This window comes from Streptomyces sp. FXJ1.172 (assembly GCF_001636945.3).
GTDB lineage: Bacteria > Actinomycetota > Actinomycetes > Streptomycetales > Streptomycetaceae > Streptomyces.
Genome location: NZ_CP119133.2, coordinates 8,063,454 through 8,075,671, shown reverse-complemented (window position 1 = coordinate 8,075,671; position 12,218 = coordinate 8,063,454). Strand labels below are relative to the sequence as shown.

Sequence of the window (12,218 nt, the reverse complement as noted above, 5' to 3'; positions counted from 1 at the left end):
GGGGAGGGATGTCCCGGCCGTGGCCGTCCGTCTAGCGTCCTGCCCATGGTCACTGAGGTGAGAACGGAAGACCCCGTCGTACGGCTCGACGGGGTGCGCAAGGAGTACGGCGAGACGGTCGCGCTCGACGGGGTGTCGCTGGGGATCCGGGCCGGGGACGCGGTCGCGGTGATGGGGCCCTCGGGGTGCGGCAAGTCCACGCTGCTCAACATGATCGCCGGCCTCGACCGGCCGACGGCCGGCCGTGTCGTCGTACATGGCGAGGACGTCGGGGAGTTGAGCGAGAAGGGGCTCGCACTGTACCGGCGGCGCCGGATCGGCATGATCTTCCAGTTCTTCAACCTCATCGACGACCTGTCGGCCCTGGACAACGTGGCGCTGGCCGCCCAGTTGACCGGCACTCCGGCCCGGCAGGCGCGGCGGCGGGCGCTGGAGCTGTTCGAGGAGCTCGGCATCGCGGACCGGCGCAACGCCTACCCCGCGGTGCTCAGCGGTGGCGAGCGGCAACGTGTCGCCGTCGCACGGGCGTTGATGAACCGGCCCGCGCTGCTGCTGGCCGACGAGCCGACCGGCGCGCTGGACAGCCGGGCCGGGGAACAGGTGATGGACCTGCTGATCGACCTGAACCAGATCGGGCAGACCCTCGTCATCGTCACGCACGACGAGCGTCTTGCGCAGCGCTGTGCGAGCCGGCTGGTGCAGCTGGCCGACGGCCGGATCACCGGTGAGCACGCCCTGGAGCCCTCGGCATGAGGGCGGTGTGGAAGGCCGCGCGGGCGGCCGTGCGCAGGCGGAGACTTCAGACGCTGGTGATCTGGCTGGTCACGCTGGTGTCGACGGGGTCGATCGTGGTCGCGCTCGGGCTCGTGGACGCGGCGTCGGAGCCCTTCGACCATGTCTTCGCTGCCCAGCGCGGGCCGCATGTGGTCGCCGAGTTCGATCCGGGCAAGGTGACGGACGCGCAGGTGCAACGAGCCGCGAAGCAGCCCGGAGTGGAGGCGGTGGCCGGCCCCTTCCCGCAGGCGACGGTGGACATTCCGCGCAGCATGGAGGAGTTGGGGCTCGGCGGCGAGATCACGGTCGTGGGCCGTTCCGGTCCCGGCGGCGCGGTGGGCCGGGCGGACCTGTGGGCGGGCCGGTGGCCGGCCCGGCCGGGCGAGATGGTCGTCAACCGGCAGTCCGACGGGACCGGTGACGACATCGGCAAGAAGTTCCGTCCGCCGGGCGGGCCGACCCTGACGATCGTGGGATTCGCCTTCGACCTGAGCCACACGGCGGACGTGTGGGTCGCCCCGGACCAGATCGCGGCCCTGCACCCGGACACCACGCAGATGTTGTACCGGTTCCGGGACGCCTCCTCACAGAGCGCGCTGCGTGCGGGTCTGGCCCGGGTGACCGAGGGGCTGCCCAAGGGCTCGCTGAGCGGATCGCACGACTATCTGGCGCTCAGGGACCGGATCGGCAGCAACGCGCGCGCGTACGCCCCGTACCTCATGGCGTTCGGCATCCTCGGGATCCTGGTGGCGGTGCTGATCGTCGCGAACGTGGTCGGCGGCGCGGTGGTGTCGGGCTTCCGGCACATCGGCATCCTCAAGGCCCTCGGGTTCACTCCGGCCCAGGTGCTGGGCGTCTATCTCGTGATGGTCTCCGTGCCGGCCGTGCTGGGCTGCGCGCTCGGCACACTCGTCGGCAATCTGCTGGCCGAGCCCTTCTTCCAGTTCGTGTTCACGGGGCCGGACTCGGGTGTGCTGCACGACAGGATCGGCATCGCGCCCTGGGTGAACGGACTCGCCCTGTCCGGCATGCCGCTGGTCTGTGTGCTGGCCGCGCTCGGCCCGTCCGTGCGGGCCCGGCGGCTGTCGGCGGCGCGGGCGATCAGCGCGGGCAGCGCACCGCGTGCCGGGCGGGCGCTCGGCATCCAACGACGGCTCGCGGGCCTGCGGTTGCCGCGTTCGGTGAGCCTCGGGGCGGGGCTGCCGTTCGCCCGGCCCGCGCGCAGCGGGCTCACCCTGGCCGCGGTGGTCCTGGGGGTGACGACGGTGACGTTCGCGACGGGTCTCGGGGCGACGATGACCCGCTTCGGCGACGGCGGCAAGGGCGCGTTCGACGTCACCGTGTACGCGAGCAATGACGTGCACGGCAAGATCGTGGCGCCGGTCCACGGCGACCGGGAACTCCAGTCGCTGCTGGGGTCGTTGCCGGGCGCGGCACAGGTGACGGCCCGCGGGGACGAGGACGCCCTGGTCGTGGGCTCCGCGCAGAAGGTCACACTCGACGGCAGGCGCGGGCCGGATCTGCCCCTGGGGAACGTACTCGTCCGGGGCCGCTGGATGCACCGCAAGGGAGAGGTCGTCGCCGGCTCGGCGCTGCTGCGCCGCAAAGGTGTGCGCATCGGTGACCATCTGCGGCTGGCCAATCGCGGCCATGAGGAGGAGATCACCGTGGTCGGTGAGACGACCTCGGCGAGCGACCGGATGATCACCGGCACATGGGCGACCTTCACCGGTCTGATCCCCGACGGGAAGGCCATCGCCTACCACGTCAAACTGCGCAAGGGCGCGGACCCGACGGCGTACGCACACGCCGCCCGGGACCTCGACAAGGGGCTCAGTACGCAGCTGAAGGGCCCGAACACCATCACCCGGACGATCAACGGCTCGGCGACCGCCCTCACCCTGATGCTGGCCCTCGTCGCTTCCCTCGGCGTGTTCAACACGGTCGTGCTCAACACCCACGACCGGCGCCGCGACCTCGGCATGCTGAAGTCGATCGGGATGACCCCGCGCCAGGTGACGGTCATGACGGTGACGTCGATGGCGGTGCTCGGCGCGCTCGGGTCGGTGCTGGGCGTGCCGCTGGGCATCGCCGCCTACGAGGTGGTCGTCCCGCGAATGGCCGCGGGGATCGACATCACCCTGCCGTCGTACATGACGGACGTCTGGCACGCGCCGCAGCTCGCGGAGCTGGCGCTGGCCGGTGTTGTGATCGCCGTGGTGGGCGCGCTGGTCCCCGCCCGGCGCGCGGCCCGCCTGACCGTCGCCGAGGTGCTGCACAACGAATAGCGCCGCCGGGGGCCCGCAACCGGTCAGGATCGAAGAAGCCGAGGCGGGCTCCCCGGACCTAGCGTGAAGTGCACCGACGGAGAACCGTCGGGGCCACGCACCTCACAAGGAGAGTCCCATGACCGCCGGAGTGCAGACGATCATCTACCCCGTCAAGGACCCGAAGGCCGCCAAGGCGCTGTTCACCGCCCTGCTGGGCGTCGAGCCGTATGCCGACGAGCCGTACTACATCGGGTTCAAGGCCGCCGGGCAGGACGTCGGTCTCGACCCGAACGGGCACGCGCAGGGCCTGACCGGGCCGGTACCGTTCTGGCACGTCACCGACCTGCGGGAGCGCCTTGCGGCCCTGGTGGAGGCGGGCGCGGAGGTGCTCCAGGACGTCCGGGACGTGGGCAACGGCCGGCTGATCGCCTCCGTTAAGGACCCCGACGGCAACCTGATCGGTCTGCTCCAGGACCCGGCCGCCTGAGTCCCGCGCGCCACCCACACCCCGAACTAGTTGCACACTCAACGATTGGCCGGATCGGTGCTACGGTCGGGGTATGGCAGTCAAGACGGCCGACACCCGGCTCGAGGAACGGTGGCGGGGCATCCTCGCGGTGCACGCGCACACGATGTGCGAGATCGACCGGGCCCTGCACCCGCACGGGCTGGGCGCCAGCGACTTCGAGGTACTGGACATCCTGGCGGCCGAGTCTCCCGCGCAGGGCGACCACTGCCGGGTGCACAACCTGGTCGGACGGGTCCATCTCAGCCAGAGCGCGCTGTCCCGGCTGATCGGCCGGCTGGAGAAGGACGGGCTGGTCGAGCGCTCGGTGTGTGCGGAGGACCGGCGCGGGGTGTGGGTGGCGCTCACCCCCCGGGGCCGCAGGCTGCACGCCGCGGTGCTGCCGCTGCAGCGGGCGGTGCTGGAGCGCATGCTGACCGAGCAGGAGAGCTGGAGCGGCAGCACACTGCGCGAGGGCTAGAGCACCAGCTCGGCCCCGTCGGGCAGCACCTCGACCCCTTCCTCGGCGGCACGCGCGCGTGCCGGTGACGCCGGGTCGAGCAGGGGGTTGGTGTTGTTGAGGTGGGTGTAGACCCGGCGCGCGCCGCGATGCCGGGCCAGGGCGGCGAGTGAGCCGTCCGGGCCCGTGACCGGAAGATGCCCCATGGCCGCCTGCCCTGCCCCGGACCGCACCGCACCGCGCATTTCGTCCGCCGTGCAGAAGGTGCCGTCCAGCAGGACGCAGTCGGCCTCGGAGCACAGCTCGTCCAGCTCCTCGCTCCAGCTGGCCACACAGGGCGCGTACACCAGTACTCCCCCACTGGCCAGGTCCTCCACGCGGTACGCCGTCACCCAGGGGCCGGCGGGCGGCGGCACCTGCGCCGGCACGTACTTCGGGATCTTCGCGCCCACCGGATGGGCGGTGACCACCAGCCCGCCGGCCAGCACGAAACCGCCGTCGGCCAGGCTGTCCGCCCACTCCCAGGGGGCGTACCGGTCCAGGGCGGCGCGGGCCGGGGCGAGGACGGCGCGGACCGGCGGGGCCGCGTAGATCTTCAGGCCCGCCGCTCCGCGCAGCTCGGCCAGGCCGGTGACATGGTCGGCCTCGGCGTCGGTGAGCAGGACACCGCGCAGCGGCGTGTCCCGGGGGCCGGGCCCGGGCCGCAGCGCCGGTGTGGCGGTCAGCTGGGCACGCAGATCGGGTGAGGCGTTCAGCAGCCACCAGTCGCGGCCGTTGCCCGTGACGGCGGCGCATTCCTGGGTCCGGGAGGGCAGCTCGCCGTCCCGGGCGGCCGTGCACAGTTCGCATGCGCAGTTCCACTGCGGGAAGCCGCCCCCGGCGGCGGTGCCCAGCAGGACGACCCTCACGACGATCGGCTCCTTCGCGCGTCCGGACCTGTTTCCCGGTGGGGTCTTCCCATCGCGGGGTGTGTGACCACCCTGGATCAGGGGGCAGTTCCGGCCGTTTGGGGGCCTGAAGAGGTGGGGTCGTCGGTTTCGTGCGCGGGCGCGGACTCGTTTCCGGCTGCTCGCGCCGTTTCCTCGCGCCCCTGGGGCGCGTCGGTCAACGGGCCAGCAGCGTTCGTACCCCCTGTGACGTGAGGGTCAGGGCGTGCGTGGAACTGCCGTCTATGGCCAGGGACAGGTCGTCCTCGGGCCACTGTGCGGCAAGTGCGCCCAGCGGGACGAGGCGGTAGCGCGAGACGAACGGGAGCAGGCCGGCCATCTCGCCCTCCGTGGTGAACACGGGGACTACCGGTTCCCCTCCGGGCTGTTCCAGGACGGGCAGGGCCACCGAGGAGGTCTCGGCGCCCTCCTGGTCGATCGCGTCGTCCGGCACCGGGACGAGCACGTCGCTGTGGGCGAGGGTGTCCAGGGCGGCCTGGTCCTCGGCGTTCACGGTCAGCGCGTCCAGCGCCTGCTGGGCCGGCGTGGGCCGGTCCTCGTGTGCTGCGGATGTCTCCATGGCAGATCCCCAGGTTGCTGCGGTATCACGACTTCCGGGCGGATGCGTGCCCGGGTGCTCCGGCTCGCGTACCCGCTGGGGTCCGGGGCATGCGTGAGGATCACGGGCAGGTCTGGTGACCGCGTGTGCGTGCCCCTGGCAGCGCACCCGGCCGAAGGAGCCTTCGCCGGTGCGGGTGGTGGTCAGGCAGGGCCCGGCCCGCCTCGGTCGGCTCGGCGAGGGCCGGCCGGACGGTCGTACGGCTGACGCGGAAGCCCTGGGCGAGGGCGTGTACGCCGGACGGTCGGTCGCCGGACGGTCGGTGGCCAGGCAGCCGGTCGCCAGGCAGTCGGTCAGCGGCCGGTTGCCGGTGCGATCCCCTCGGCGGGGATCCGGCCGATCCGCCGGTGCCCCGGCGGGACGCCGGTCACGGCCCGGGCTCCGCGAGCAGGCCGGTGACGGTGGTGCCCCGGATCAGCGGCCGGTGCAGGTCCATCACCTGCAGGGCCTTGAGATGGGAGTCGTCGCCCGCGCAGGCGTCGGCGGCGGCCAGGGCGGTGGAGGGCACACAGCAGTCGGTGCTGACACCGGCCAGGACCAGACGGTCGCCGGGGTCCGGGCGGGCGGCGAGTTCCGGGGTCCACTTGCCGAAGGTGGAGGCGTCCAGGACGTGGTCCGCGTGGCGGGCGAACTCGCCGTCCAGCTCCCAGAGTCCGGCCTTCGGAGGCTGGAGCGCGAAGGCGGGATCCTTCGGGCGCGTCATCGCCGAGCCGCCTGCCCTGCCTGTCTGGACGTGTCCGGATCACGCCGGGCCGGGGCACCGGGAGCGTCAATCGCGGACGGTGGGCAGGGGCAGGGCGACCAGGCCCGTTGCGCCCGTGCGCTTGCAGGAGTCGTGGCAGTTCTTCTCCAGGCTGCAGCACAGCGAGCAGATCGCACCCCGGTGGAAGGGGCAGCCGGCCATGTCGGGCCGTTCGAAGCCGGTCGCGCACACCGAGCAGGTCAGGGTGGCCGCCGAGGGCAGTCCGTCGGGCCCGAGCGGGGGCTCGGACAGGCCGTCCACGCGGGCGAGGTAGTAGCGGCCCCGGGTGAGCACGGCGAACAGCGGCGAGAGCACCATGGCCAGGAACAGCGCGATGAACGGCGAGAACGCCTTGCCGTAGGCCCCGAAGGCATCGAAGTAGGCGGCGATGGAGACCGCCGACGCGATCAGCATCGAGCCGAAGCCGACCGGGTTGAAGTGGTGCAGATGCGCCCGCTTGAACTCGATGTACGACGGGCTCAGCTTCAGCGGCTTGTTGATGACGAGGTCGGCCACGACCGCGCCGATCCAGGCGATCGCCACGTTGGAGTAGAAGCCGAGAACGGTGTTGAGGAAGCCGAAGACGCCTCCCTCCATCAGGGCCAGGGCGATACCGACGTTGAGGAAGATGTAGACCACGCGGCCCGGGTGACGGTGCGTCAGCCGGGAGAAGAAGTTCGACCAGGACAGCGAACCGGAGTACGCGTTCGTCGAGTTGATCTTTATCTGGGACAGGATGACGAAGAAGGTGGCCAGTCCCAGGGCGACGGGCGCGGCGAACGTGCGGAACCCGTGGACGTACTGCTGGATCGGCTCGTTCGCCTTGGCCAGGCCGACGCTCGAGGCGATGGAGAAGGCGAGGAAGGCGCCACCGATCTGCTTCAGTGCGCCGAGCACCACCCAGCCGGGTCCGGCGCCGAGCACCGCCGTCCACCACTGCCTGCCGTTCTCGGCCGTCCTGTCGGGCATGAAACGCAGATAGTCGACCTGCTCCCCGATCTGCGCGATCAGCGACAGCGCGACGCCCGCGCCCGCCCCCACCCCGAGCACGCTGATGCCCGGCCCCGTGGGCGAGTCACCCGCGAAGTGCGTGAACTCGGCGAATTTACCCGGCTCCTGGACGGCGATGGACACGAACGGCGCGACCATCAGCACCAGCCAGACCGGCTGCGTCCACACCTGCATCTTCGACAGGGCGGTCATGCCGTACACGACGAGCGGCAGGATGATCAGCGAGCACACGAGATAGCCGGCGGCGAGCGGGACGTGCAGGCCGAGTTGGAGGGCCTGCGCCATGATGGAGCCTTCGAGGGCGAAGAAGATGAAGGTGAAGCTGGCGTAGATCACCGAGGTCAGCGTCGAGCCCAGGTAGCCGAATCCGGCGCCCCGGGTCAACAGGTCCATGTCGATGGAGTACTTGGCCGAGTAGTACGCGATCGGGATGCCGGTCAGGAAGATGACGGCCGCCGCGGTCAGGATGGCCGCCAGGGCGCTCGCGAAGCCGTGGGAGACGGCGATCGAGCCGCCGATGGCGAAGTCCGCGAGGTAGGCGATCCCGCCGAGGGCCGTGGTGGCCACCACGTACGGCGTCCAGCGGCGGAAGGACTTGGGCGCGTAGCGCAGCGAGTAGTCCTCCAGCGTGTCGTTGCGCGCCCACCCGTTGTACGTGCGGGTGCCCGCGGCCGGCGGCGCCTCGTGGTCGACGGTGTCCGTCACGGTTGCTCCCTCCTCCTGTGGTGCGCCCCGGGCGGCCCCGGGGCATTGCAGGGAAGGGTGGCGGCACGCTGTTGCTCCGCCGTTTCACCGGCTTTACGACGGCGCACCGGATGCGGCGGACAGGCGCTGGTCACCGGCGCGCTGGGTATGGGGCCGGATCCTTGGCGCCGAGGGGGTGCCGGGCTCGGGCCGTGGGGTGTCGTGTCGGGCTCGGGGAGGGTGCGCAGGAGCAGCCGGCTCGGCGCCGGCATCAGGGCGACCGGCGTCTTCCACCGCGCCTTCGGGCCGCCCGGGCACCCGCCCGGCGGCCACGCGCGGCTGCGAGGCGCCCCTGCCCAGGTGTGACGGCGGGCCGCCGGGCGCCGGATCCGACGGCGTGGCGTGTGCCGCTGGGGCGGGGTGCGCGGTGAGGATGGCGGTCTCAGGCAGGCGGCCGGGAGGCGGGTATGACGGTGAACCGGGTCGGGCTGGTGGTGCACGGCGGGCGGGCCGAGGCCGTCGTCGCGGCACGGGCCGTACGCGCGTGGTGTGCCGAGCACGCCGTGGGATGCGCCGACATCGACGTGTGGCAGGAGGGTTCGCGGCACAGCGCGCTGGAGGAGGTCGAGGCCGCGGGCGATCCGGACCTCATCGTCACCCTCGGCGGCGACGGCACCTTTCTGCGCGGTGCCCGGCTCGCGGCCGAGCACGACGCCCTGGTCCTCGGTGTCGACCTCGGCCGGGTCGGGTTCCTGACCGAGGTTCCCGTCACCGCGGTGCACGCGGCACTGGACGCCGTGCAGGACGGACGGATCACCGTTGAGAGCCGGATACTGCTGACCATGCGCGCGTCCTGCCGGCTCGAGGTGCCCGCGCAGATGGAGGTGCTGCTGCGGTACGGGCGCGGTCCGATGCTGCCGCCGCCCCGGGTGCGCGCCGAGTGCGAGACGGGCGACGAGTGGGGTGTCGCCCTGAACGTCACGGCGCTGAACGACGTCGTCCTGGAGAAACTGGCCCGGGACCGGCAGGTGTCGGTCGGCGTGTATCTGGCGGGGCGGCTGCTGGCCTGCTACTCGGCCGACGCGCTGCTGGTGGCCACGCCGACGGGCTCCACGGCGTACAGCTTCGCCGCGGGCGGCCCGGTCGTCTCGCCGCGCGCGGAGGGCCTGGTCTTCACGCCGGTCGCCCCGCACATGGTCTTCAACCGCTCGGTCGTGGCCGCCCCCGACGAGCCCGTCGCACTGCGGGTGCTGGACCGGTCGGGCCAGGCCGCGGTCAGCATCGACGGCCAGCTGCGCGGTGTGCTGAGCCCCGGGGACTGGATCGGTGTGTACGCCGCGCCCCGCCGGCTCAAGGCCGTACGGCTGGGCCCGACGGACTTCTACGGCCGGCTGCGCGAGCGCATGAACCTCACCGACGCCCCGGCCGCGCTCGCCGACGGGGAGGCCGCTCCCCTGTGGCCGGTGACCACGCCCCGGCCGGCCGACCTGGCCCACCTCGCGCTGCCCCCGGCGCCCGACGACGAGCCAGGGCGTTCCTGACCGGACGTCACAGCTGCCCGCCCTCCTGGACGCTCACCCCGTCGACGGTCACCGTGTCGGTCCGTTCCGAGCCGCCCACGATGCGGATCCAGCTGTCCACGGTCAGCCGGCCACGGCTCAGGCGGATCTTGAAGCCCCCGTACATGCCGGGCACGGGGAACCAGCAGGCCGGGTACGGCAGTTCGGTCAGCACCTCCACCTCCGGCAGCCGCATCTCCTGCCGGGTGGCGAGGTCCGGGCCGTCCCCCGCGCCCGCCCGGTGCCGGATCAGCCGGTGCAGGTGGTACTGGAGGCGGCCGGCCACGTCGGCGGGCAGGGGGTGCCGGATCTCCGGGCACAGCAGGGCCGTGATGTGGTGGTGGCCGCGCTGTGCGGCGATGTCCACGGCGCGGGCTCCGTCGCCGGCCCGCAGCGTCCGCCAGCCGCCGGCCTCCAGCATGCGCCCGACCGTCTCGGCGGGGGCGCCGTGCCAGGCCGCCTGGTGCAGGGGCGTGTAGCCGCTACGGCCCTCCAGCCGCGCGGTGTTGACCCAGGAGGGGTGCTCGTCGAGGACCCGCAGAACGGTCCGCCAGTCGCCGTCCCGCGCCGCATCGGCCAACTGGTCACGCAGTGCCGCGTACTTCTCCTTCAGGCTCGACCGGCGGGTGATGCCGTCCCATTCCACGACGCGCTCATGTTCCACGCGGGCGAGTGTAGGAACGACCTGTTCCTCCGCGCCACTTCGACGGGCACCGGTCACGGTGTGCTCACCGTGCCGGCGGTGAGCAAGCCTGTCCGTCGCTGACCCGCTCGAGACCTACCAGCTGTCCTCCGCCACTTCCATGAGTACCGGGTCCGTGCGTTCGGCGATGCTCCGGTGCGCCGCGACGAGCGGAAGGACCTCCCGGGCGAAGAACCGCGCGGTCGCGATCTTTCCGCGGTAGAAGGCGAGTCGGGCACCGGGCGTGCGTACGGCACCGCGCCGCGCCTCGGCCAGGCGGTCCGCCGCCACCGTGGCCTGCTTCAGCAGCAGCCAGGCCACCAGCACGTCACCGGCCGCCATCAGCAGCCGCGTGGTGTTGCGGCCCACCTGGTAGATGGCCGTCGGCTCGTCCAGTGACGCCAGGAGCCGGTCGCCGAGACCGGCCGCCATCGACCTGACATGGGCGGACGACTCGGCCAGCAGGGCGCGTTCCGCGGCCAGTTCGTCGCCGGCCGCGCCGTCCGCCGCCGTCTCGTCCACCTCGGCGAGCAGCGCGCCGAGCGCCCGGCCCTGGTCCCGGACGATCTTCCGGAAGAAGAGGTCCATGCCCTGGATCGCGGTCGTGCCCTCGTACAGGGTGTCGATGCGGGTGTCGCGGATGTACTGCTCCAGCGGGAAGTCCCGCAGGTAGCCCGAGCCGCCGATGGTCTGCAGCGCGTGTCCCAGCTGCGCGCAGGCCGTCTCGGAGGCGTAGCCCTTCACGATCGGCAGCAACAGGTCGTTGCGGGCCGCCGCGTCCTCGTCGGGCTCGCCCGCGGCGTCCGCCGTCGCGATCCGGTCCTGCACGGTGGCGGCGTACAGGACGAGGGCCCGCAGCCCCTCCGCGTACCCCTTCTGGAGCAGGAGGGTGCGCCGGACGTCGGGGTGGCGCAGGATGGGGACGCGCGCGGCCGTCTTGTCGGCGATGCCGGTCAGGTCCGGGCCCTGGGTGCGGACCTTGGCGTATTCCAGGGCGTTGAGGTAGCCGGTCGACAGGGCGGCCATCGACTTGGTCCCGATGATCATCCGGGCCTGCTCGATGATGTGGAACATCTGCCGGATGCCGTCGTGGACCTCGCCGAGGAGCCAGCCGACCGCGGGCGTCGTCCCGTCGCCGAAGGCCAGCTCGCAGGTGGCCGACGCCTTCAGGCCCATCTTGTCCTCGAGGGCGGTCGCGAACACCCCGTTGCGGGCGCCGAGTTCACCGGTGGCCCAGTCGGCCACGTGGAACTTCGGCACGAGGAAGAGCGAGAGGCCCTTGGTGCCGGGGCCGTGGCCCTCGGGGCGCGCCAGCACGAAATGCACGATGTTCTCGGCGAGATCGTGCTCGCCGGAGGTGATGAACCGCTTCACGCCCGTGAGGTGCCAGCTGCCGTCGGCCTGCCGTACGGCCTTGGTCCGCCCCGCGCCCACGTCACTGCCCGCACCCGGCTCGGTGAGGCACATGGTCGCGCCCCACTGCCGCTCGACGATGTGCCGCGCCCATGGCCGCTGCGCGACCGTCCCGAGCCGGTCGATGATCTTCGCGAAGCCGCCGACCGACTGGTACATGTACAGCGCCGGATTGGCCCCGAGCACCAGTTCCGCCATGGCCCAGTGCAGGGACGGCGGTATGTCCGCGCCGCCGAGCGAGGCAGGCAGGTCGGCCAGGTACCAGCCGGAGTCCATCCAGGCGCGGTAGGCCTTGCGGAAGGAGTCCGGCACCGTCACCGAGCGGCTCTCGGGGTCGTACACGGGCGGGGTGCGGTCCGCGTCGACGGCGGCGTCGGCGAGTTGCTCCACGGCCAGCCGCTCCACCTCGGCGAGCAGGTCGCGGGCGGCCTCCGTGCCGGTGCTCGCGAACACGCCCCGGCCGTACGCCTCCGCCCTGCCGAACACCTCGAAGAGGGTGAACTCCAGGTCTGTCAGGTTCGACCGGTAGTGGCTCATCAGTGGTTGTCTCCTTGGTGGCACGGATGGGCGTGG

The 12,218-nt window shown here is 72.3% G+C and carries 10 protein-coding genes and 1 pseudogene; 5 read left to right on the top strand and 6 right to left on the bottom strand.

All coding sequences use genetic code 11. The features are described 5' to 3' along the window. Positions 1–45: 45 nt before the first annotated feature. The 4 genes from A6P39_RS36485 to A6P39_RS36470 all read left to right on the top strand — a co-directional run bounded on the left by A6P39_RS36485 (position 46) and on the right by A6P39_RS36470 (position 4,030). Positions 46–753, top strand: coding sequence for an ABC transporter ATP-binding protein (locus A6P39_RS36485; RefSeq protein WP_067051931.1), 708 nt, complete (start codon positions 46–48; stop codon positions 751–753). Next, entirely contained in the window at positions 750–3,062 is a 2,313-nt protein-coding gene (locus A6P39_RS36480; protein WP_067051933.1) for an ABC transporter permease, read from the top strand. The genes A6P39_RS36485 and A6P39_RS36480 overlap by 4 nt, the downstream gene beginning before the upstream one ends. 118 nt (positions 3,063–3,180) lie before the next feature. Next, positions 3,181–3,531: a VOC family protein gene (locus A6P39_RS36475; RefSeq protein ID WP_067051935.1), complete on the top strand. Its 351-nt coding sequence runs from the start codon at positions 3,181–3,183 to the stop codon at positions 3,529–3,531. A gap of 73 nt (positions 3,532–3,604) precedes the next feature. Next, positions 3,605–4,030, top strand: coding sequence for a MarR family winged helix-turn-helix transcriptional regulator (locus A6P39_RS36470; RefSeq protein WP_067051937.1), 426 nt, complete (start codon positions 3,605–3,607; stop codon positions 4,028–4,030). Here the strand turns inward: A6P39_RS36470 and pqqB are convergent. The 4 genes and pseudogenes from pqqB to A6P39_RS36450 all read right to left on the bottom strand — a co-directional run bounded on the left by pqqB (position 4,027) and on the right by A6P39_RS36450 (position 8,012). Continuing rightward, positions 4,027–4,917 (bottom strand): pyrroloquinoline quinone biosynthesis protein PqqB, encoded by an 891-nt coding sequence (pqqB, locus tag A6P39_RS36465; protein ID WP_067051939.1) that lies wholly within the window; start codon positions 4,915–4,917, stop codon positions 4,027–4,029. The two genes, A6P39_RS36470 and pqqB, sit on opposite strands and share 4 nt — an antisense overlap. A gap of 196 nt (positions 4,918–5,113) precedes the next feature. Further along, positions 5,114–5,515, bottom strand: coding sequence for an SseB family protein (locus A6P39_RS36460; RefSeq protein ID WP_067051941.1), 402 nt, complete (start codon positions 5,513–5,515; stop codon positions 5,114–5,116). Between the two features lie 406 nt (positions 5,516–5,921). Further along, positions 5,922–6,233, bottom strand: a pseudogene (locus A6P39_RS36455) (isochorismatase family protein); the annotation flags it as partial. 90 nt (positions 6,234–6,323) lie between these two features. Continuing rightward, positions 6,324–8,012 carry a purine-cytosine permease family protein gene (locus tag A6P39_RS36450; protein WP_067051945.1) on the bottom strand — a complete coding sequence of 563 codons (1,689 nt, stop codon included), beginning with the start codon at positions 8,010–8,012 and terminating at the stop codon, positions 6,324–6,326. A gap of 446 nt (positions 8,013–8,458) precedes the next feature. Here A6P39_RS36450 and A6P39_RS36445 point away from each other — a divergent pair, with 446 nt between their 5' ends. Beyond that, on the top strand, positions 8,459–9,532 hold the full coding sequence (locus A6P39_RS36445) for an NAD(+)/NADH kinase (protein ID WP_067051947.1): 1,074 nt from the start codon (positions 8,459–8,461) through the stop codon (positions 9,530–9,532). Positions 9,533–9,539: 7 nt separating this feature from the next. On the opposite strand, the gene A6P39_RS36440 is transcribed toward A6P39_RS36445, so the two are convergent. After that, on the bottom strand, positions 9,540–10,214 hold the full coding sequence (locus A6P39_RS36440; RefSeq protein WP_079133641.1) for an ankyrin repeat domain-containing protein: 675 nt from the start codon (positions 10,212–10,214) through the stop codon (positions 9,540–9,542). A 114-nt stretch (positions 10,215–10,328) separates the two neighbouring features. Then, the gene (locus A6P39_RS36435; protein ID WP_067051949.1) at positions 10,329–12,182 is read right to left on the bottom strand and encodes an acyl-CoA dehydrogenase; all 1,854 of its coding nucleotides are present in this window, start codon (positions 12,180–12,182) and stop codon (positions 10,329–10,331) included. Between the last annotated feature and the right edge of the window lie 36 nt (positions 12,183–12,218).